Annotated in this window: 22 protein-coding genes; 11 read left to right on the forward strand and 11 right to left on the reverse strand. The window is 71.1% G+C overall.

What is annotated here, in order from left to right; all coding sequences use genetic code 11:
- The first annotated feature begins 4 nt into the window (after positions 1-4).
- The 3 genes from AC3A3J_RS12210 to AC3A3J_RS12220 all read left to right on the forward strand — a co-directional run bounded on the left by AC3A3J_RS12210 (position 5) and on the right by AC3A3J_RS12220 (position 2,052).
- On the forward strand, positions 5-748 hold the full coding sequence (locus AC3A3J_RS12210) for a PspA/IM30 family protein (protein WP_487672524.1): 744 nt from the start codon (positions 5-7) through the stop codon (positions 746-748).
- Positions 749-814: 66 nt separating this feature from the next.
- Positions 815-1,618 carry an arginase family protein gene (locus AC3A3J_RS12215; RefSeq protein ID WP_487672525.1) on the forward strand — a complete coding sequence of 268 codons (804 nt, stop codon included), beginning with the start codon at positions 815-817 and terminating at the stop codon, positions 1,616-1,618.
- Positions 1,615-2,052 carry a Fe-S oxidoreductase gene (locus AC3A3J_RS12220; RefSeq protein ID WP_487672526.1) on the forward strand — a complete coding sequence of 146 codons (438 nt, stop codon included), beginning with the start codon at positions 1,615-1,617 and terminating at the stop codon, positions 2,050-2,052. Before AC3A3J_RS12215 ends, AC3A3J_RS12220 begins: the two co-directional genes overlap by 4 nt.
- Positions 2,053-2,056: 4 nt before the next feature.
- Here the strand turns inward: AC3A3J_RS12220 and AC3A3J_RS12225 are convergent, their stop codons facing one another.
- Genes AC3A3J_RS12225 through AC3A3J_RS12235 form a run of 3 tightly spaced genes read right to left on the reverse strand, consistent with a single transcriptional unit; the run spans position 2,057 to position 3,762 of the window.
- The gene (locus AC3A3J_RS12225; protein ID WP_487672527.1) at positions 2,057-2,530 is read right to left on the reverse strand and encodes an SIP domain-containing protein; all 474 of its coding nucleotides are present in this window, start codon (positions 2,528-2,530) and stop codon (positions 2,057-2,059) included.
- Between the two features lie 48 nt (positions 2,531-2,578).
- A complete protein-coding gene (locus AC3A3J_RS12230) occupies positions 2,579-3,292 on the reverse strand; it encodes a tyrosine-protein phosphatase (protein WP_487672528.1) in 714 nt (237 codons plus the stop codon).
- Positions 3,289-3,762: a carboxymuconolactone decarboxylase family protein gene (locus AC3A3J_RS12235; protein ID WP_487672529.1), complete on the reverse strand. Its 474-nt coding sequence runs from the start codon at positions 3,760-3,762 to the stop codon at positions 3,289-3,291. Before AC3A3J_RS12235 ends, AC3A3J_RS12230 begins: the two co-directional genes overlap by 4 nt.
- A 175-nt stretch (positions 3,763-3,937) precedes the next feature.
- On the opposite strand from AC3A3J_RS12235, the gene AC3A3J_RS12240 reads away from it, so the two are divergent.
- The 6 genes from AC3A3J_RS12240 to AC3A3J_RS12265 all read left to right on the forward strand — a co-directional run bounded on the left by AC3A3J_RS12240 (position 3,938) and on the right by AC3A3J_RS12265 (position 9,885).
- Positions 3,938-4,870 carry an alpha/beta fold hydrolase gene (locus AC3A3J_RS12240; RefSeq protein WP_487672530.1) on the forward strand — a complete coding sequence of 311 codons (933 nt, stop codon included), beginning with the start codon at positions 3,938-3,940 and terminating at the stop codon, positions 4,868-4,870.
- A gap of 91 nt (positions 4,871-4,961) precedes the next feature.
- The gene (locus AC3A3J_RS12245; RefSeq protein WP_487672531.1) at positions 4,962-6,479 is read left to right on the forward strand and encodes an ABC transporter substrate-binding protein; all 1,518 of its coding nucleotides are present in this window, start codon (positions 4,962-4,964) and stop codon (positions 6,477-6,479) included.
- 13 nt (positions 6,480-6,492) lie between these two features.
- A complete protein-coding gene (locus AC3A3J_RS12250) occupies positions 6,493-7,440 on the forward strand; it encodes an ABC transporter permease (protein ID WP_487672532.1) in 948 nt (315 codons plus the stop codon).
- A complete protein-coding gene (locus tag AC3A3J_RS12255; protein ID WP_487672533.1) occupies positions 7,440-8,309 on the forward strand; it encodes an ABC transporter permease in 870 nt (289 codons plus the stop codon). The genes AC3A3J_RS12250 and AC3A3J_RS12255 overlap by 1 nt, the downstream gene beginning before the upstream one ends.
- Complete coding sequence (locus AC3A3J_RS12260; RefSeq protein WP_487672534.1) at positions 8,306-9,097, forward strand: ABC transporter ATP-binding protein; 792 nt, start codon at positions 8,306-8,308, stop codon at positions 9,095-9,097. The genes AC3A3J_RS12255 and AC3A3J_RS12260 overlap by 4 nt, the downstream gene beginning before the upstream one ends.
- Positions 9,094-9,885, forward strand: a complete 792-nt coding sequence (locus tag AC3A3J_RS12265) for an ABC transporter ATP-binding protein (protein WP_487672535.1) — start codon at positions 9,094-9,096, stop codon at positions 9,883-9,885. The genes AC3A3J_RS12260 and AC3A3J_RS12265 overlap by 4 nt, the downstream gene beginning before the upstream one ends.
- Here the strand turns inward: AC3A3J_RS12265 and AC3A3J_RS12270 are convergent.
- The 3 genes from AC3A3J_RS12270 to AC3A3J_RS12280 are packed head-to-tail and all read right to left on the reverse strand — an operon-like array spanning position 9,879 to position 11,999.
- Positions 9,879-10,496, reverse strand: a complete 618-nt coding sequence (locus tag AC3A3J_RS12270; RefSeq protein WP_487672536.1) for an N-acetyltransferase family protein — start codon at positions 10,494-10,496, stop codon at positions 9,879-9,881. The two genes, AC3A3J_RS12265 and AC3A3J_RS12270, sit on opposite strands and share 7 nt — an antisense overlap.
- A 4-nt stretch (positions 10,497-10,500) precedes the next feature.
- Complete coding sequence (locus tag AC3A3J_RS12275; RefSeq protein WP_487672537.1) at positions 10,501-11,214, reverse strand: uracil-DNA glycosylase; 714 nt, start codon at positions 11,212-11,214, stop codon at positions 10,501-10,503.
- 2 nt (positions 11,215-11,216) lie between these two features.
- Entirely contained in the window at positions 11,217-11,999 is a 783-nt protein-coding gene (locus tag AC3A3J_RS12280) for an SDR family oxidoreductase (protein WP_487672538.1), read from the reverse strand.
- A gap of 148 nt (positions 12,000-12,147) precedes the next feature.
- On the opposite strand from AC3A3J_RS12280, the gene AC3A3J_RS12285 reads away from it, so the two are divergent.
- The gene (locus AC3A3J_RS12285; protein WP_314646643.1) at positions 12,148-13,470 is read left to right on the forward strand and encodes a bifunctional o-acetylhomoserine/o-acetylserine sulfhydrylase; all 1,323 of its coding nucleotides are present in this window, start codon (positions 12,148-12,150) and stop codon (positions 13,468-13,470) included.
- A 113-nt stretch (positions 13,471-13,583) separates the two neighbouring features.
- A complete protein-coding gene (metX, locus tag AC3A3J_RS12290; protein ID WP_487672539.1) occupies positions 13,584-14,792 on the forward strand; it encodes a homoserine O-acetyltransferase MetX in 1,209 nt (402 codons plus the stop codon).
- 47 nt (positions 14,793-14,839) lie between these two features.
- On the opposite strand, the gene AC3A3J_RS12295 is transcribed toward metX, so the two are convergent.
- The 5 genes from AC3A3J_RS12295 to AC3A3J_RS12315 are packed head-to-tail and all read right to left on the reverse strand — an operon-like array spanning position 14,840 to position 19,112.
- Positions 14,840-15,448: an NUDIX hydrolase gene (locus AC3A3J_RS12295; protein WP_487672540.1), complete on the reverse strand. Its 609-nt coding sequence runs from the start codon at positions 15,446-15,448 to the stop codon at positions 14,840-14,842.
- 9 nt (positions 15,449-15,457) lie between these two features.
- Entirely contained in the window at positions 15,458-16,687 is a 1,230-nt protein-coding gene (locus tag AC3A3J_RS12300) for an MFS transporter (protein WP_487672541.1), read from the reverse strand.
- Positions 16,688-16,730: 43 nt separating this feature from the next.
- Entirely contained in the window at positions 16,731-17,045 is a 315-nt protein-coding gene (locus AC3A3J_RS12305) for a thiamine-binding protein (protein ID WP_487672542.1), read from the reverse strand.
- A gap of 4 nt (positions 17,046-17,049) precedes the next feature.
- A complete protein-coding gene (locus tag AC3A3J_RS12310) occupies positions 17,050-18,285 on the reverse strand; it encodes a hypothetical protein (protein WP_487672543.1) in 1,236 nt (411 codons plus the stop codon).
- The gene (locus AC3A3J_RS12315) at positions 18,282-19,112 is read right to left on the reverse strand and encodes an ADP-dependent NAD(P)H-hydrate dehydratase (protein WP_487672544.1); all 831 of its coding nucleotides are present in this window, start codon (positions 19,110-19,112) and stop codon (positions 18,282-18,284) included. Before AC3A3J_RS12315 ends, AC3A3J_RS12310 begins: the two co-directional genes overlap by 4 nt.
- Positions 19,113-19,121: the final 9 nt, after the last annotated feature.

Here is a 19,121-nt window from a genome sequence, read left to right on the forward strand (position 1 = left end):
CCGCATGACCAAGCAGTCCATCTTCGGACGTATCTCGACGCTCGTCCGCGCGAACATCAACGCCCTCCTGGATTCTGCGGAGGACCCGCAGAAGATGATCGACCAGCTCGTTCGCGACTACACCAACAACATCGCCGATGCGGAGTCGGCGATCGCCGAGACGATCGGCAACCTGCGCCTCCTCGAGCGCGACCACGAGGAAGACGTGCAGGCGGCGACGGAGTGGGGCAACAAGGCCCTCGCCGCGAGCCGCAAGGCCGACGAGATGCGCGGCAACGGAGACACCGCGGGTGCCGACAAGTTCGACAGCCTGGCGAAGATCGCCCTGCAGCGCCAGATCAGCGCCGAGCGCGAGGCGAGCGCGGCCGAGCCGCAGATCGCCGCGCAGACCGAGATCGTCGACAAGCTCAAGGGCGGCCTCAACGGCATGAAGGAGAAGCTCGGCGAGCTCAAGAACAAGCGCAGCGAGCTGCTCGCGCGCGCGAAGGTCGCCGAGGCCCAGACCAAGGTGCAGGACGCGATCGGGTCGATCAACGTCCTCGACCCGACGAGCGAGCTGGGGCGCTTCGAAGACAAGGTCCGCCGCCAGGAGGCCCTCGCCCAGGGCAAGGCGGAGCTGGCCGCATCGAGCCTCGACGCGCAGTTCGAGAGTCTCGAAGACCTCGGAGAGCTCACCGAGGTCGAGGCGCGTCTGGCCGAGCTGAAGGCGGGCGGCTCCGCGCCCCGCCCGGCGATCGAAGGTTCCTGATCCACCCACGGCGGATGCCCCGGCCGATCGCGCCGAGGCATCCGCCGTCCTTCTTCGGAGGCACCCATGGTGCGTTTCCTCGTCGTTCCGCAGTGGCAGGGTTCGCCCGCCGCTCGGGCCATGCTCCTCGTCGACGGAGCGAGCGCGATCGCGGGCGACCTGCCCCGCGCCCACACCTCGCTCCTCGACGTGCCCGTCGAGGCGGGCGAGGCGCTGGGCACGGGCGTGCGACGCCTCAGCGCCCTGCTCCGCACCCGCGCTCTGCTGCGCGAGCACATGACCGAGGACACGGTGCTGATCGGCGGCGACTGCAGCATTACGGTCGGCGCCCTCGACGCGCTCCCGGGCGGCACCGACGACCTCGCGGTCGTCTGGTGCGACGCGCACGCCGACCTGCACACCCCCGATTCGTCACCGTCCGGTGCATTCTCGGGGATGGCATTGCGAGCGATCCTGGGCGAGGGCGAGCCGCAGGTGGCCCTCTCCCCCGGCATCGCGCCACAACGCATCGTCACCGTCGGGGTCCGCGAGGTCGACGAGGCCGAGGCCGCTCCGCTCTCCGCGCTGCGCAGAGTGAGCGTCGACGACCTCGCCCGCCCGGAGGCCCTTGCCGACGCCGTGCGGCTGACCGGTGCGACCCGGGTGTGGGTGCACATCGACGTCGACGTCCTCGATCCGGCGGAGTTGACGGGCGTCTCCTCCCCCGCACCGTTCGGAGCCGCGCCGAGCGCGCTGGCCGCCGCGATCCGACGCCTGCGCGAGGAGTTCCCGCTCGCCGGCGCCACGATCGCCGGTTTCGCCCCGCGCTCGCCCGCCGATGCGGTCGACGACCTGGGCTCGCTGCTCCGGCTGGTCGGAGCGGTCGCGTGAACGAGGACTGGCGCGAGCGCGCCGAGCGCACCCTGGAGCGCGGGCGCCGTTTCGACCGGCGCATCCCGGCGTTCCTTCTGCGGTCGCCCATCAGTCGCCTGGGTTACCTCTGGGGCACCTCGGTCGGGTGGTTCTGGGGGACCCTGTGGAGCACCGGACCGGTCGAGCGTCGGGCAGGGCTGTGGATCTTCCGCGGCATGCCGTCATGGACGTTCGCACGCGGGGGCGTCTGCGTCGGTGGGTGCTTCCTCACCGGCGATCGTCGGCCGAGCGACGCCGTGCTGAGGCACGAGGCCGTGCACCGCGAGCAGTGGCTGCGCTATGGCTTCCTCATGCCGTTCCTGTACCTCTTCGCGGGCCGTGATCCGCTGCGTAACCGCTTCGAGATCGAGGCCGGCCTGCAGGACGGGAATTACGTGCCGCGCAGCCGGTGACGCGTCAGCGCTCGGTCGGCAGCAACCCTGCGAAGCGCTCGGGAACGCGGATCGATGCCGCGTCGACGCCGAGGTCGCCCCTGAGGTGATCGACGATGTCGGCGGTACCGAGGTATCCCCCGAGCAGCGTGATGTGGGTCTCGTACTCGCCGTCGCAGAGCATCTCGTCGGCCCAGGCGCAGGTCGCGCGCGCGACGGCCTCGCCACGAGCGCACGAGCGGCCGCTCCCCGGGGCGCCGGTGCGATCGGCTCGTGCGAGCCACGTCACGGTCATGCGGCCAGGGACCTGGATGGTCCGGATGTCGTCGACCGTCGGCACCTCGATGAAGACGCGCCCCGACGCGCACAGCGGCAGGGTCGCGAGGAACATCTCGAGATCGACCAGCGACGTCTCGTCGGCCGTCACGAGGTGGTGGGAACGACGACGAGCGGCGCGGCGAGCCGCGCGGCTGCTCCGGGTCTCGATCGAGGTCTCCATGGTGTTCTCATCGTAACACCGATGAAGGCATGCCTTACCTACTCTGGCTCACTCCGCGGGCTCGACGAGGGCACGCTCGAGAGCCTCCAGCTCGTCGTCGGAGAGGCCCTGGGCGCGCAGGTAGCCGGAGGCGGATCCCCAGCGCTCGTCGACGGTCTCGAGCAACCGCCGCATGACCTCGGCCGGCGACTGCGTCGCGAGGGCGACGGCGTGCACGGCCTCCGGGTGCGTCTGCTGCAGGTAGCGGGCGATGCGGCGATTGCGCTCGGCGGGCAGTTGCGACTCGGTGAGCGCATAGTCGGCGATGACCGCCTCGCGGTCCGCGCCCACCGCCGAGAGCGCGAGGGCGACCGTGACACCGGTGCGGTCCTTCCCCACGGTGCAGTGCACGAGCGTGGGCTGCCCGGCCGCGATGATGCGCACGGCCTCGGCCAAGCGGGGTCCGCTCTCCTCGAGCAGGTGGAGGTAGAGGTCCTCCAGGCTCGTGTCGGTCTCGAAGAACGACCGCACCGACCCCAGGAACAGCGGAAGGTGCGTGGTCTCAGGTCCGTGGATGCCGCTGGGCTCCGCGGCCACCTCCTCGCCGTCCCGGAGGTCGACGATGCGGCGAACGCGGTGACGCAGCTCGGCGGCTCCCTGGGCCGTCGCTCCGGACAGCTGCCCGGAGCGCAGAAGGACGCCGGAGCGGATGCGGCCCCCGCGAGCGGGGATGCCGCCCACGTCCCGCACGTTGTTCACGCCGGGAACGTCGAGCACGGTCATGCCGAGGCCGTGGTTCGCGGCGGCACGGGGTACCGCCCGGCGATGACGATGCGGTTGAAGGCGTTGATCGAGACGCAGGCCCAGCTGAGTGCGGCGTATTCCTTCTCGGTGAACACGCTCCCCACCCGGTCGTAGACCTCGTCGGACACCCCCTCCTCCGAGATGAAGGTGAACGCCTCGGCGAGCTCGAGGGCCGCGCACTCGCGATCCGAGAACACCCCGCTCTCACGCCAGGTGGCGATCTGCATGAGCGTATCCGCATCCATGCCCGCGGCGAGCGCGCGGTCCACGTGGATGCGTGTGCAGTATCCGCAGCCGTTGAGCTGCGAGCAGTGGATCATGACGATCTCCTTGAGGCGATCGTCGATGCCGTTCGCCGCGCAGATCTCCCCGACGGTGCGAGAGAACGCATCCAGCGCCTGATACGCCGCGGGCTCGGTCTTGGAGAGGTGGACTCGCTTCTCGCTCATGGGACGATGATATTCCGAGCGCGTGTCGCGCGAGCGAGGGTATCCGCGGGTGAAATTCAGGATGCTCAATGTGACCGATCTTCGTCTTTCATTTCGAATAGTTCGTGCCAGGTGTGGCCGTGCAATTTGCATCGACATTTCCTGAACGCATCCGTCAGGGCGCAAAATAGGGAACGTGCCGACCGATCACAGCGAGTTCCGCTACCTCCCCGCGCAGGCCGACGCCCGAGGAGTTCCCGTGCCGCTCGTCGAGCGACTCACACTCCCCCTGCCGGACGGCCGGACGCTGAGCGGCCTCCGCTTCGGCGGCGCGGCCCCCGAGGTGACGCTGCTCCACGGCGCCGGGCTCAACGCCCACACGTGGGACACCACCGTCCTCGCGCTCGGGCTCCCGACGCTGGTGATCGATCTCGCCGGACACGGCGACTCCTCGTGGCGGACGGATGCCGACTACACACCGCGCGTGCTGGCCGCCGACGTCGCCGTGGCGCTCGATGCCTGGACCGAGACTTCCCAGGTGGTCGTCGGGCAGTCGCTGGGCGGTCTCACCGGAGCCGCGCTGGCGGCGGCCCGACCCGATCTGGTCCGCGAACTGATCGTCGTCGACATCACCCCCGGCATCGACACCAGCGCGGGACCGTCGGCGCTCCGCGCGTTCTACGCGGGCCCGACCGACTTCGCCACCCGGGACGAGCTCGTCGACAAGGCGATGGCGCTCGGCTTCGGTGGGTCGCGCGCCGAGACCGAGCGCGGCGTCTTCCTCAACACGCGCGTGCGCGACGACGGGCGCATCGAATGGAAGCATCACTTCGCGCATCTCGCCGCTCAGGCGCTCTCGGCGCATGACCCCGGCACGTCGACCGCACCGTCCGTCCTGCATGAGACGGGGTGGGACGACCTCGCCGCCGTCCGGGCACCGATCACCCTCGTCCGCGCGACACGGGGCTTCGTCACCGCAGACGACGCCGCCGTGTTCGCAGAGCGCGTCCCGACGGCGAGGGTCGTCGAGATCGACGCCTCGCACAACGTCCAGGAGACGGCGCCGGACGACCTCGCCCGCCTGGTCCTCGAGGCGACGGCCACCCCACCGTCCCCCCGCGGAATGTGACGTTCCGTTCCGTTCTCCGACCCCTCCCCCTTCCCCCGTCCCTAGGCTCGATCCACCGGCACACAGCACCTGCCGCACCGAGAGGAATCCCATGTCCCGACGCTTTCGTCGCCCCGCTCTGATCTCCGCCCTCGCGGCCGCCGCCCTGATCCTGAGCGCGTGCAGCGGCTCGACGGAGCCGGCCGCGACGCCCACGGGCTCCCCCGATCCCGATGCCACGCTGCGCGTCGGCCTGGTGCTCGAGCCGACCAACCTCGACATCCGGCGCACGAGCGGCGCCGCACTCGAGCAGATCCTCATCGACAACATCTACGAAGGACTCGTCACGCGCACGCAGGACAACGAGATCGTGGAGCGACTCGCGTCGGAGTACACCGTCTCCGACGACGGCCTGACATACTCCTTCACGCTGCAGGAGGGCATCGCGTTCCACGACGGCTCTCCCCTCACGTCCGCCGATGTCGTCGCCTCGTACGAGGCCGTGCGCACCGACGCCACCCTGCAGGGCAACGCGGAGTTCGGCGCGGTCTCCGCGATCACCGCCCCCGACGCCTCGACGGTCGAGATCGTGCTGTCGCAGCCCGACCAGAACTTCCTCTTCGCCCTCACCGGACCCGCCGGTCTGGTGTTCAAGGCCGGCGATACCACCGACCTCAAGACCGCGGAGAACGGGACGGGGCCGTTCACCCTGACCCGGTGGAACAAGGGGAGCACGATCACGTTCGCTCGCAACGACGCATACTGGGGCGAGCCGGTCGGGGTCGCCGAGGTCGAGTTCCAGTACATTCCCGACTTCACCGCCGGAGTGAACGCGGCCCTCGCCGGCGATCTCGACGTGCTGACCGCGGTCGACCCGAACCTCGCACCGCAGCTCGAGGACTCCGGCGACTTCACGCTGACGACCGGCCGCACCACCGACAAGGCGACGCTCGCCTTCAACAACGCGAAGGCGCCACTCGACGACGTGCGCGTGCGCGAGGCGCTGCGACTCGCCATCGATCACGAGGCTCTCATCGAAGCCGTCGGTGCCGGCACCGAGCTGTACGGCCCCATCCCGGAACTCGACCCGGGCTACGAGGACCTCTCGGATGTCATGTCGTACGACCCCGAGCGCGCCAAGGAGCTGCTGGCCGAGGCCGGCCAGGAGGATCTCGAGCTCACCCTCACGATCCCCTCGTTCTACGGCACTACGGTGCCGAAGGTGCTGATCTCCGACTTCGCCGAGGTCGGCGTCACGCTCGACGTCGACGCGGTCGAGTTCCCGGCCTGGCTCGAGGACGTGTACACCAACCACGACTACGACCTCAGCTTCGTCCTGCACGTCGAACCCCGCGACTTCGGCAACTTCGCGAACCCCGACTACTACTTCGGGTACGACAACGCCGAGGTGCAGGAGCTCTACACCCAGGCCGAGGCCGAGGTCGATCCGGAGAAGGCTGCCGAGCTGCTCGCCGAGGCCGCGCGCATCGTCTCGGAGGACCACGCCGCCGACTGGCTGTACAACGGTGAGACCCTCACCGCTGTGAGCCCCCTCGTCACGGGCTTCGCGAAGGACTCGATCAACTCCCGCATCGACCTCGCGGGCGTCTCCGTGCTCGACGCCGGTTGAACGCCCCGTCGACATGCTCCGCTACGCGCTCGCTCGAGGGGCCCTGCTCATCGCAGGCCTCCTCGTGGCGAGCGCGCTCATCTTCCTGACGTTGCGAGTCTTCCCCGGCGATGTCGCGCAGCTCATCGCCGGCACGCAGGCCTCCCCGTCCGAGGTCGACGCGCTGCGCACCTCGCTCGGCCTGGACAAGCCGCTCATCGCCCAGTACGCGGAGTGGGTCGGCGGGCTTCTTCGCGGCGACCTGGGCACCTCGCTCCTGTCGGGGGCCTCCGTCGGAGAGGAGCTGCTGCAGAAGGCGCAGGTCACGGTGCCCCTGGGCATCCTGTCCCTGCTGATCGCCGTCGTGATCGCTGTCCCGTTCGGCATCCTCTCCGCGCTGCGCCGCGGACGCCCGTCCGGCACCGTCCTGAGCGTCGGGGCGCAAGCCCTCGCCGCGGTCCCCGTCGTGTGGGCGGGCATGATGCTGATCGTCGTCTTCTCGGTCTGGCTCGGGTGGTTGCCGCCGCAGGGATTCCCCCGCACGGGGTGGAGCACTCCCGGCCGCGCCGTGGAGGCCCTCCTCCTGCCCGCGCTCACCATCGGCGTCGTCGAGGGGGCGATGCTCCTGCGGTTCGTGCGGAGCGCCACCCTGCAGGCCGCCGGTCAGGACTTCGTGCGTACGGCGGCGGCCAAGGGACTCACCCGCACGCAGGCCCTCGTACGGCACGGAATCCCGGCCGCCGGACTCTCGATCGTGACGGTGCTCGGTCTGCAGGTGGCCGGGATCATTGTCGGGTCGGTCGTCATCGAGCAGCTCTTCACGCTCCCCGGCATCGGACGGATGCTCGTCGCCGATGTCGGCACGCGCGACCTCGTCAAGGTGCAGAGCGAGCTGCTGGTCCTGACCGGGTTCGTGCTGGTCGTGGGGTTCCTCGTCGATCTGTTGCATCGGGCCATCGACCCCCGGCAGAGGGAGGCGTGATGGCGCCGCAGTGGCTCCGCCGACTCGCGGCGACACCGACCGGTGCATTCGGAATGATCGTGGTCGGCCTGATCGGCCTCGCCGCCCTCGTCTCGGTCTTCTGGACGCCGTTCGATCCGCAGGCATCGGAGATCCGCGACCGCTGGCTGCCTCCCGGCCTTCCGCACCTGCTCGGCACCGACGACACGGGACGCGACATCCTCAGCCTTCTCATGGCCGGCGCGCGCACCACGGTGTTCGTCAGCGTCGGTGCCGGCATCGTCGCCACGCTCGTCGGCATCGCCCTCGCCGCGCTGGGCGCCCTCACGCCCCGCGGCGTCCGCGAGACCGTGGCGGTGCTCGTCGACATCCTCATCGCGTTCCCCGTGCTGCTGATCGCGATGATGATCTCGTCGGTGTGGGGCGGATCGCTGTGGGTGGTCATCTGGGCCGTCGGCATCGGGTTCGGCGTGAACATCGCCCGCGTCACGCGCCCCGAACTCCGACGCGTGCAGCAGAGCGACTTCGTGCTCGCCGCGCGCGCCTCGGGCCTGACCACCGCGCAGAGCCTCGCACGGCACCTCCTCCCGAACGTCGCTCCGGTGTTCATCGTGCAGCTGTCGTGGTCGATGGCGGTGGCCGTGCTCGCCGAGGCGGGACTGTCGTACCTCGGCTTCGGCGCGTCGGTGGTCGAGCCCAGCTGGGGCATCCTCCTGGCCGATCTGCAGCGCTACATCGGGGTTCATCCGCTCTCGGTGATCTGGCCGGGCCTCGCGATCACCATCACCGTGCTCGCGCTCAACCTCCTCGGCGACGGCCTCCGCGAGGCGACGGATCCCACCTTGCGCCACCGCTCCGCCGAGACGCACACCCCGGGGGTGGTCGCATGAGTCTTCAGGTGCAGGACCTCGCCGTCGAGCTCGACGGGCGACGGCTCGTGGACGGCGTCTCGTTCGAGGTGCCCGACGGCGCCAGGGTCGGGCTGATCGGCGAGTCCGGCTCCGGCAAGTCGCTGACCGCCCTCGCGATCCTCGGCCTGCTACCCGACGGAGCCGTCGCGAGCGGAAGCGTCCGCTGGAACGGCGAAGAGCTCATCGGACGCCCCGATCGTGAACTGGCCCGTCTGCGCGGCGACGAGATCGGCATCGTCTTCCAGGAACCCCGCACCGCGCTCAACCCCATCCGCACCGTCGGACGCCAGATCGCCGAGTCCGTGCGCATCCACGAGCGCATCGGCCGACGAGAGGCTCGCGATCGTGCGATCGCCGAGGCGGCACGCGTGCGCCTGCCCGACCCGCCGTCGATCGTCGACCGTTACCCGCATCAACTCTCGGGCGGGCAGCGTCAGCGCGTGGCGATCGCGACGGCCCTCGCCTGCCGGCCCCGACTGCTCATCGCCGACGAGCCGACCACCGCGCTCGATGTCACCATCCAGGCCGAGATCCTGGCCCTGCTCCTGGGGCTCGTGCAGGACGAGGGGATGTCGCTCGTGTTCATCACCCACGATCTCGCTGTGCTGGCGCAGGTCGCCACCCACGGCGTGGTCCTCGAGCGGGGCAGGGTGGTCGAGGACGCCCCCGTGACGCAGCTGCTGCGTGCGCCGCAGTCGTCGGTCACGCGGGGCCTGCTCCGCGATGCGACCGCGACGCTGTGGCGCCCCGAGGGAGGCGCATCGTGAGTCTGCTCAGCGCGCGCGGGCTGCGGCGCGACTTCCTCCGGCCGAAGCGATCGCCCTGGGAGCGCTCACGGCCGGAGACGGCCCTGCACCCGACCGACCTCGACATCGTCGAGGGTTCGTCGGTCGGGATCATCGGCGAGTCCGGCTCGGGGAAATCGACGCTCGTGCGCCTCCTGCTCGGACTCGACCGACCGACCGCCGGTACGGTCTCGCTCGACGGACGCGACATCGACGCCCGGGCGCGCGCGCGATCTCTGCACTGGGTGCGTCGGCAGACCGGTCTGGTGTTCCAGGACCCGTACGCCTCGCTCGACCCCCGCATGACCGCGGGACAGATCATCCGTGAACCGCTGTGGGCGCTCGACATCCCCGGCGACCACCGCGCTCGCGTGCGCGAGGTGTTGGTCCAGGTCGGACTCGACCCCGACATGGGCGACCGCTACCCGCACGAGTTCTCCGGCGGACAGCGCCAACGCATCGCGCTCGCGCGCGCGATCGTCCACCGGCCGCGCATCCTGGTGGGCGACGAGCCGCTGTCGGCGCTCGACGTCACGGTGCGCGCGCAGATCCTCGAGCTGCTGCGCGAGCTGCGCCGTTCGGAGGATCTCACGCTGGTGCTCGTATCGCACGACATCGGCGTGGTGCAGCACCTGTGCGACACGGTGGTCGTCATGAAGGACGGTCGCATCGTCGAACGCGGGGCCACCGACGCGGTGCTCCTCCGGCCGCGCGACGCGTACACGCGCACCCTGCTGTCGGCGATCCCGGTGATCCCCGACGCTCAGTGACGGCGCAGGCCCGGGATGAGACTGCGGCGCCGCACAGGACGAAGCGCGCGCTTCATGTAGACGGTGCCGAGGTCGCGCCCGAACTTGCGGCCGACTCCCGCCATCCGGCCCGCTTCGACGAAGCCCAGCCGCGCATGGAGTCGGATCGACGCCTCGGCTCCCCGATCGCTGATGACGGCGACCATCTCGCGAATGCCGCGACGCTCGCAGGCCTCGACGAGAGCGTGGAGAAGCGCGGCACCGAGGCCCTTCCCGCCGGCGCCCGGCCCGAGGTAGATCGAGTCCTCGACGGTGTACCGGTAAGCATTCTTCCCCGCCCAGGGCTGCGCCAGCGCATAACCCAGCACCGCGCCCGAGGGCGAGACGGCCACGAGGAACGGCAGCCGCAGCCGGTCGAGCAGGGCGAGCTTGTCGCGCCAGTACGGGATGCTGCTGCGCTTCTCGTCGAGCGTGACGGCGGAGTTGCTGACGAAGTGGTTGTAGATCTCGCGCACGTGCGGCAGATCGCCCGACCGCGCGGGACGGATGGCGTACGAGAACACCTCGGGAGCCGCTTCTCGGCGCAGGTGGCGCGGCAGCACCCGACGTCGGTCCCCCGGCTCGAACTGCATGGGTTCAGCTTAGGGAGGCCGGAGCCTCCCCTTCCACCCGCCAGTCGATCGGCGACGCCCCGAGGTCGGCGAGCAGCGCGTTCGCACGGGAGAACGGACGCGACCCGAAGAAGCCCCGCCGCGCCGACAGCGGCGAGGGATGCGCCGAGGCGATGATCGGGGTGTCGCCGAGAAGGGGGCGCAGTCCCTCCGCGTCCTTCCCCCAGAGCACCGCCACGAGCGGCTGGTCGCGGGCGACGAGAGCGCGGATCGCGAGTTCCGTCACCTGCTCCCACCCCCATCGGCGATGCGACCCCGGCGCACCGGGCTGCACCGTGAGCACCCGGTTCAGCAGCAGCACCCCCTGATCGCTCCACGCCGACAGGTCGCCGTGCGGAGCAGGCGGGATGCCGAGGTCGCTCTGCCGCTCGGCGTAGATGTTCACCAGGCTGCGGGGCAGCGGGCGCACGTGCTCCTCCACGGCGAACGAGAGCCCGATGGGATGCCCCGGCGTCGGATACGGATCCTGACCGGTGATCAGCACGCGCACGTCGGCCAGCGGACGTCGGAAGGCACGGAGCACGTCACGACCCGCCGGCAGGTAGCCGCGACCCGCGGCCTCCTCGGCGCGCAGCCGTTCGCCGAGCGCCGTGACCTCGTCCTGCACGGGCGCGAGGGCCTCCGCCCAGCCGGGATCGATCTCCCCGTCCTCCGCGAGCTGCGCGAGGGTACGGGCCACCCTCAGTCCGCCGTCCGCACGCGCAGGGGACCGCGCGCCAGCAGGTGCTGAGCGGACTGCGCCACGGGACGCATGGTCACGAGGTCGAGGTTCACATGACCGGGGGCGTCCAGCGCGTAGCCGATGACGTCCGCCACGTCCTCCGCGCGCAGCGGCGCCTCCACCCCCGCGTACACCGAGTCCGCCGCCACCGAATCACCGCGCAGGCGGTTGAGGGTGAACTCCTCGGTGTGCACCATGCCGGGGGCCACCTCGACGACCCGGATCGGCTCGCCGTTGAGTTCCTGACGGAGCGCCCGGACGAGCATCGCCTCCGCCGCCTTCGCGGCGTTGTAACCGGCGCCGCCGACATACGCCGCCTGCGCCGCGGTCGACGTCACGAAAACGGTGTCCGCATGTCCGTCGGCCTCCGCTGCGCGGCGCAGCAGCGGCAGCAGCCCCGCAACGAGGCGCTGGGTCGACAGCACGTTGGCATCGAACATCCACTGCCAGTCGTCGACCGAGCCGTCCTCGATGCGATCGGTGCCGCGGGCACCGCCCGCCACCTGCACGAGAGCATGAACGGGGCCGGTCGCTTCCAGCTCCGCGATGAGAGCGTCGACGGCCACGGAATCGGTGAGGTCGCAGGCGATGGCCGAGGCGCCGGTCTCGGCGACCAGGGCCGCCAGCCGGTCCTCACGACGGGCGACGCCGACGACATCCCATCCGCGCGACCGGAGCTCCCGCACCGTCGCCGCCCCGATCCCCGAACTCGCACCCGTCACCACTGCACGTCTGTTGGCCATGCCTCCACCGTACGATGTTCCGCGTCGTCGCGCCGACCGCGCGTGTTACGTCACATTTCCCGGCCGTTGTTGACAGCCGGTCCTCTTCCGTACTCTCGCTGGAGCGGCATCCGCCGTCGACTCCGACCGATCGTTCCAGGGGGAACACATGCCCGCACCCGAGACCTGGCGTTTCGAGACCAAGCAGATCCATTCCGGCGCCGCGCCCGACCCCGTCACCAAGGCCCGCGCCACGCCGATCTACCAGACAACGTCGTACGTGTTCGACAGCGCGGACCACGCGGCGAACCTCTTCGCGCTCGCCGAGTTCGGCAACATCTACACCCGCATCCAGAACCCCACGCAGGACGTGCTCGAGCAGCGCCTCGCTGCGCTCGAGGGCGGCACGGGAGCACTGGTGCTCTCCAGCGGCCAGGCGGCGTCGACGTTCGCGATCCTCAACATCGCCGAGGCCGGCGATCACTTCGTCGCCTCCAGCTCGATCTACGGCGGCACCTACAACCTCTTCAAGTACACGCTGGCGAAGCTCGGCATCGAGGTCACGTTCGTCGAGAACCAGGACGACCCCGAGGAGTGGCGCCGCGCGGTGCGCGACAACACCAAGCTCTTCTTCGCCGAGACGATCGGCAACCCGCAGATCAACGTGCTCGACATCCGCACGGTCGCAGACGTCGCGCACGAGAGCGGCGTGCCGCTCATCGTCGACAACACCATCGCCACGCCGTACCTCATCCGTCCGTTCGAGCACGGCGCCGACATCGTGATCCACTCCGTCACCAAGTTCCTCGGCGGTCACGGCACCACGATCGGCGGCGTCATCATCGACGGCGGCTCGTTCGAGTGGTCGAAGAACGTCGAGAAGTTCCCCGGCCTCACGGTGCCCGATCCCTCCTACCACGGCGCGAGCTACACCGCGGCCGTGGGCGACCCGCTCGCCTACATCATCAAGGCCCGCGTGCAGCTGCTGCGCGACCTCGGATCGGCGATCTCGCCGCAGAGCGCGTGGAACCTCATCCAGGGCGTCGAGACGCTGTCTCTGCGCATCGAGCGCCACGTGCAGAACGCGCAGGAGATCGCCGAGTGGCTCGACGGCCGCGACGACGTCGCCACCGTCAACTACTCGGGCCTGCCGTCGTCGCCCTGGTACGCGAAGGCGAACGAGTACGCCCCGAAGGGCGTCGGCGCGGTGCTGTCGTTCGAGCTGAAGGGCGGAGTCGAGGCCGGACGCGAGTTCGTCAACAGCCTCTCGCTGTTCAGCCACCTCGCCAACATCGGCGACGTGCGCTCGCTGGTCATCCACCCCGCGTCGACGACGCACGCGCAGTTGACCCCCGAGCAGCAGCTCACCGCCGGTGTGACGCCCGGGCTCGTGCGCCTCTCGGTCGGGATCGAGAACATCGACGACCTGAAGGCCGACCTCGACCAGGCCCTGGCCGCGGCGCGTCGCGTCAGCGAGGCCGCCCGCGCCTGATCGCGCACTGACAGAGACGGATGCCCCGGACCACCGCGGTCCGGGGCATCCGTCTGCGTCAGCGCGACGTAACGTTCACCGGGCACCCCGTGGACCACGGGAGAATGGGGAGCATGGACTGGCAGACGACCTCCGAGGACACGGTGCCGTCGGCACTCGTGACCGACGCCGACGTCCGCCTGCTGCGCGCCCGACCGCCGGCGACCGGCGCCTGGCGCGACGGCGACCCCGCCGGGGGCCGCCGCTTCGCCGCCTCCGGCGCCTTCCGCACCGAGAGCGGCGCCGAGCTGCCGAGCATCCGTCTGGCCTACGAGAGCTGGGGCGAGCTCAACGCCGCCCGCGACAACGCGGTGCTCGTCCTGCACGCGCTCACCGGAGACAGCCACGTGCGCGGGCCGGCCGGCGCCGGGCATCCGACAGCCGGCTGGTGGGAGGACCTCACCGGTCCAGGCGCACCCCTCGACACCGATCGCTGGTTCGTGATCGCCCCCAACATGCTGGGCGGATGCCAGGGCTCCACCGGGCCCGCGAGCGTCGCCCCCGACGGCTACGAGTGGGCATCGCGCTTCCCCTATCTGACGGTGCGCGACCAGGTCGCCGCACAGGTGCGCCTCGCCGACGCGCTCGGGATCGAGGCGTGGGCCGCGGTGATCGGCGGGTCGATGGGAGGTATGCACGCCCTGGAGTGGGCGGTGACCCATCCGGACCGCGTCGAGCGCCTCGCCGTGCTCTCCTCGCCCCCGGTGACGACGGCCGACCAGATCGCGCTCAACACCGTGCAGATCGAGACGATCCGCATGGACCCGCGATTCCTCGGCGGCGAGTACTACGACCTCGACGACGGCGACGGTCCGCATCGCGGGCTCGCGCTCGCCCGCCGCATGGCGCTGCTCAACTACCGCAGCCCCATCGAGCTGAATCAGCGGTTCCAGCGCTCATGGCAGTCCGGAGTCTCGCCCCTGGGCCACGGCGGCCGCTTCGCGGTCGAGTCCTACCTCGACTTCCACGGCAACAAGTTCACGCGCCGCTTCGACGCCAACAGCTACATCACGCTCGTCGAGGCCATGAACTCCCACGATGTGGGCCGCGATCGCGGAGGCGTCGAAGAGGCCCTGCGCACCGTGACCGCCACCACCCTGGTGCTCGGGATCGACAGCGACCGGCTGTTCCCCGTCGACGGGCAGCACCGCATCGCACGGAGCATCCCGCACACCCTCGACGGCAACGACGCGGTGGTGCTCACCAGCGACTTCGGACACGACGGCTTCCTCATCGAGACCGACGCGGTCGGCGCGCACCTGCGTCGCCTGCTCGCCAGCTGAGCCGGCGGCGCGGGTCGATCGCCACCGAGCGCTGCGTCGTCGGCGCGTCACGCCTCGACGAATCGCCAGGGCAGTTCGCGGGTGTCGAGGATGCCCTGCTCCCAGGCGAAGTCGCGGCCTCCCTCGCGCTCGACGACCCGCGTGCGGAACAGCGCGGGCGCACCCGCTGCGGCCAAAGCGGACCTCGCATCGTCATACGACGTGAGGCGATGCAACGTCACCCAGGTCGGCGGAAACAGCGTCCACTCCCCCGACGCATGACGCGCGAGCGCCGCCGCCGGCGACGACCAGGCGATCTCGTCGACCTCGGCGGGTGACGGGACGGCCGGCGCGGTGGGCGCCTGTGCGAGGAAGAACCAGGTGCGGATGCGTGTCGGGGCTTCGACGGGGGGATGCCAGGTCGAGAGCGGGACGAGCCCGGAGACCTCCAGGCCCACCTCCTCGGCCACTTCGCGGATGCCGGCTCGGCGCGCGTCGTCGATCTCGGACTCACCCGGTCGCCGGTCCTCGTCGTCGACCTTGCCTCCGGGGAACACCCAGCCGCCGGCGAACGAGCCGCGATCCGGGCGGCGCATCAGCAGGACCTCGAGACCGTCTCCGCCGTCGCGGAGGAGCACGACCGTCCCGGCGACGGGCAGGTCATCGGGGGCGTCCACCCCCTCACCCTACGCCGCGACGCGCTCCCGCACGGCGGCGCGACGCGCCTCGACGCGGTACGACAGCAGGGCGATGAGCAGGCCCGCGACCGCCAGCGCCGCGCCCGTCCACGAAGGTGCGGTGTAGCCCCAGCCCGCGGCGATGACCGCCCCGCCGAGGAAGGCACCCAGGCTGTTGCCGATGTTGAGGGCGGAGTGGTTCATCGCCGCGGCGATCGACTGGTTGTCGCCCGCCACGTCCATCAGGCGCGTCTGGATGGTGGGGCTCAGCACCGACGAGACGAAACCGACGATGAGCACCAGCAGCGCGAGCAGGATGATCCAGGGCGATACGAGAGCGAGCACCGCGAACACGACAGCCATCGCGCCCAGACCGATCAGCAGCGTGCGGCGCAGGTCGATGTCGGCGAGATGACCACCGACGAGGTTGCCGGCGGTCATGCCGAGGCCCATCAGGACGAGGATGATCGGGACCACCCATTCCGGCGACCCCGAGACCTCCGTGACGAGGGGCGCGATGTAGCTGTACACGGCGAAGAACCCGCCGAAGCCGATCGCGCCGACGCCGAGCGTGAACCACACCTGACCGATGCGGAAAACGCCGAGCTCCTGCCGCATGGTGCGCCCCGGCGTGCCCGGGTGCTCGGGCACGAGCAGCGCGATGCAGACGGTCGCGGCGGCGAAGACCAGAGCGACGACGGCGAAGGCGGCCCGCCATCCGAACTGCTGCCCGAGGAAGGTACCCAGCGGGACACCGACCACGTTCGCGACGGTGAGGCCGGTGAGGATGAACGCGACACCCTTGGCCCGATTGCCCGGGCCCATCACCTCGGCCGCGACGAGGGCGCCGATGCCGAAGTACGCCCCGTGCGGGAGACCCGCGAGGAAGCGCGAGACCCCGACGAGTTCGAAGGTCGGGAGCACGACGGTGAGCGCGTTGAACACCGTGAGGGCCAGCGCGAGCACGATCATCACGCGGTGCCGGGGGAACCGCGCGGCGAATCCCGCGATCGTGGGAGCGCCGACCACGACGCCGAGCGCGTAGAGCGACACGAGCCAGCCGGCCTGACTGAGCGCGTCCTCCTGGCTGGACGCCCAGAGGGAAGGGAGCAGGTCGGACGCGATGTCGGGCAGCAGGCCCATGATCACGAACTCGGTCATGCCGATGCCGAAACTGCCGATGGCGAGGGAGAGGAGCGCCCACTTCGCCGCACCCCTCGATTCAGTCGAGGGATTCACCGGATCAGCTTACCGGCTGAGCGGCACACCGGCCGACCGGCGGCTATTCGGCGTCGCCGTCGATCGCCCGCTCGAGACGCTCGAGCTTGGCGTCGAGCTCGCCGGAGTAGCCCGGACGGATATCGGCCTTCAGGACGAGCGACACGCGGGAGCCGAAGGGCATCACGGCCTCGGTGGCGCGCTTGACGACGTCCATCACCGTGTCCCAGTCGGGGCCTTCGATCTCGGTGAACATGCTCGTGGTGCGGTGCGGCAGGCCCGACGCGCGCACGACGCGCACGGCGGCGGCCACCGCATCGTGCACGGAACCGTCGGCGCTGGCGGAGCCGGACGGGGCGACGGAGAAGGCGATCAGCATGATTTCACTCCCGGAGGGTCGAGGGTCGGACGGTGGGGACCAGCACCACGGCGCGGATGCCGACGGCGAGGAGGACGAGGAGCAGTGCATTGCGCGCCGTGAGCAGGGCGACCGGGAGCGGCTGCGCCTGGAGAAGCGCGTCGTAGGCGAGCGGGTAGACGAGGAACGTGAGGAGGCACAGCACCAGCACGAGGAGCGCCGCGGCGTGCGCGCGCACGCGGTCCGCCACGAGCCAGAGCACGACGGGCGCGAGCAGCCAGACCTGGAACTGCGGCGAGCCCACCTTGTTCGTCGCGATGAGCGCGGCGACGAGGCTCAACGCGAGAGGGGGTAGGAGCCGCGTGGGGGCGGCACCACGCCGCGCCCTCCAGACGCCCAGCGCGATGATGCCGCCGACGACCACCGCCATGACCGGCGTCAACGCGGCGCCGACCGCCTCGGCACCCGGCGCGGCGATCTGGAAGGTCAGGATCTCGAAGCTGTACTCGATCCGCGCCGCCCCGACGGTCGCCAGCCAGAGGAACGGCGTCGCGGCGACGGCCTCGATCTGCAGCCCTCGGCCGGATTGCGCGCCGAGGAAGCCGAGGATCTCCTCGCGTGCGCCGAGCAGAAGCAGACCCGCGAGCACGACGACCGTGACGGCCGCCGCTGCCCCGAGCATCCGCGCCCGATGACGGACGGCGACGAGACCCGCGATCAGCACGGCGCCCGGCCAGATCTTGATCCAGGCGGCGACCGTCAGCAGGGCAGCGGCGACCGCCGGGCGCGAGGCGATCCACAGCCCCGCCACCACGACGAGGGGCAGCGTGATCGCATCGAGGCGGTAGAGGGCGATCGGACCGAGCAGCACCAGCGCCGCGCACCAGAACCAGCCGGCCGCGCGTCGCGGCGCAGAAGGACGGCGTCCGATCAGCACGGCGAACGCCACGGCGTCGAGAACGGTCACCAGCACGGCCCACGCGACCAGGTAGGCGGCCGAGACGCCGAGGGCGGCCACCAGCGGTGAGGCGAGCAGCTTCGCGGCGAGTATCGGGAGCAGGGCCAGCTGCGGGTACACCCACGGCTCGGTGACGCCCACGATCGGCCCGCCGGAGAGGGCGGCCGACGCCCACGGCTCGTACACCAGGACGACATCGCCCATCGGCTGACTCGGGAGGACCCAGCCGAGCCACGCCGTCGTCAGATGGGCGAGGAGGAAGACCCCCCACAGCGCTGCGACCTGCGCCGTCCGGCGCGTCACGCCAGGACGTCCGCGATCGCGCGCGGCAGCGCCTCCGCCACGTCGAGCGCGACGATCGGATGCCCCGGCTCCCCGTTCGTCGTGCCGGAGGCGATCCGCGCGGCGTGGCCGTGGAGCCAGGCCCCGGCCGCGGCCGCCTCCGTCAGCGACGACGCGGACGCCGCCGCGAGGACCGCGCCCAGTACGCCGCCGAGCACGTCGCCCGTGCCTGCCGTCGAGAGCCAGGCGGTGCCCGCATCGATCGCGATCACCTCCCCGCCCGGTGCGGCGACCAGAGTGCGCGACCCCTTCAGGAGCACCGCGACCTGCAACGCCCTCGCGGCCTCGCTCGCCTCGGCGACGCGGTCGCCCCCGGTCGGCAGACCAAGCCGGCGGCGCAGGCCCGCGAACTCCTTGGCGTGCGGCGTGAGCAGGGTCGGCGCAGCGGGACGGTCGACGAGGTCGAGGGCTCCGGCGTCCACCACGACGCGCGCATCGCCGCGAAGCAGGGCCCGCAGGTGCTCCTCCTCGTCGGGTCGGCGGTGCGCGGCATCCGTCCCCGATCCGACGACCCAGGCGTCCACCCGCGTCCGGCCGACGTCGCGGCCCGTCACGGTCTCGGGACGGCGGGCGAGAACGGCATCCGCGACCCGCTCCTCGCCGACGTAGCGCACGAAGCCCGCGCCCGCGCGCCACGCGGCCTCGACGCCGAGCACCGCGGCCCCGGGGTAGGCCGGCGAGCCCGTGCGCAGCGCGACCACGCCGCGCGAGTACTTGTCGTCGTCGGGCGTAGGAGCGCGCAGCACCCGCGCCGTGTCACCGCGGGACCATTCGCGCACCTCGACCATGAGTCCACG

This window comes from Microbacterium sp. Soil_N32 (assembly GCF_057655505.1).

What these genes read in the sequence shown, in the direction of transcription:
- AC3A3J_RS12225 (WP_487672527.1), bottom strand. Translation starts at nt 2,530, where the DNA reads ATGGAGACCTCGATCGAGACCCGGAGCAGCCGCGCGGCTCGCCGCGCC.
- AC3A3J_RS12255 (WP_487672533.1), top strand. Translation starts at nt 7,440, where the DNA reads ATGGCGCCGCAGTGGCTCCGCCGACTCGCGGCGACACCGACCGGTGCA.
- AC3A3J_RS12305 (WP_487672542.1), bottom strand. Translation starts at nt 17,045, where the DNA reads ATGCTGATCGCCTTCTCCGTCGCCCCGTCCGGCTCCGCCAGCGCCGAC.
- AC3A3J_RS12210 (WP_487672524.1), top strand. Translation starts at nt 5, where the DNA reads ATGACCAAGCAGTCCATCTTCGGACGTATCTCGACGCTCGTCCGCGCG.
- AC3A3J_RS12215 (WP_487672525.1), top strand. Translation starts at nt 815, where the DNA reads ATGGTGCGTTTCCTCGTCGTTCCGCAGTGGCAGGGTTCGCCCGCCGCT.
- AC3A3J_RS12285 (WP_314646643.1), top strand. Translation starts at nt 12,148, where the DNA reads ATGCCCGCACCCGAGACCTGGCGTTTCGAGACCAAGCAGATCCATTCC.
- AC3A3J_RS12315 (WP_487672544.1), bottom strand. Translation starts at nt 19,112, where the DNA reads ATGGTCGAGGTGCGCGAATGGTCCCGCGGTGACACGGCGCGGGTGCTG.
- AC3A3J_RS12280 (WP_487672538.1), bottom strand. Translation starts at nt 11,999, where the DNA reads ATGGCCAACAGACGTGCAGTGGTGACGGGTGCGAGTTCGGGGATCGGG.
- AC3A3J_RS12230 (WP_487672528.1), bottom strand. Translation starts at nt 3,292, where the DNA reads ATGACCGTGCTCGACGTTCCCGGCGTGAACAACGTGCGGGACGTGGGC.
- AC3A3J_RS12270 (WP_487672536.1), bottom strand. Translation starts at nt 10,496, where the DNA reads ATGCAGTTCGAGCCGGGGGACCGACGTCGGGTGCTGCCGCGCCACCTG.
- AC3A3J_RS12260 (WP_487672534.1), top strand. Translation starts at nt 8,306, where the DNA reads ATGAGTCTTCAGGTGCAGGACCTCGCCGTCGAGCTCGACGGGCGACGG.
- AC3A3J_RS12235 (WP_487672529.1), bottom strand. Translation starts at nt 3,762, where the DNA reads ATGAGCGAGAAGCGAGTCCACCTCTCCAAGACCGAGCCCGCGGCGTAT.
- metX (WP_487672539.1), top strand. Translation starts at nt 13,584, where the DNA reads ATGGACTGGCAGACGACCTCCGAGGACACGGTGCCGTCGGCACTCGTG.
- AC3A3J_RS12245 (WP_487672531.1), top strand. Translation starts at nt 4,962, where the DNA reads ATGTCCCGACGCTTTCGTCGCCCCGCTCTGATCTCCGCCCTCGCGGCC.
- AC3A3J_RS12250 (WP_487672532.1), top strand. Translation starts at nt 6,493, where the DNA reads ATGCTCCGCTACGCGCTCGCTCGAGGGGCCCTGCTCATCGCAGGCCTC.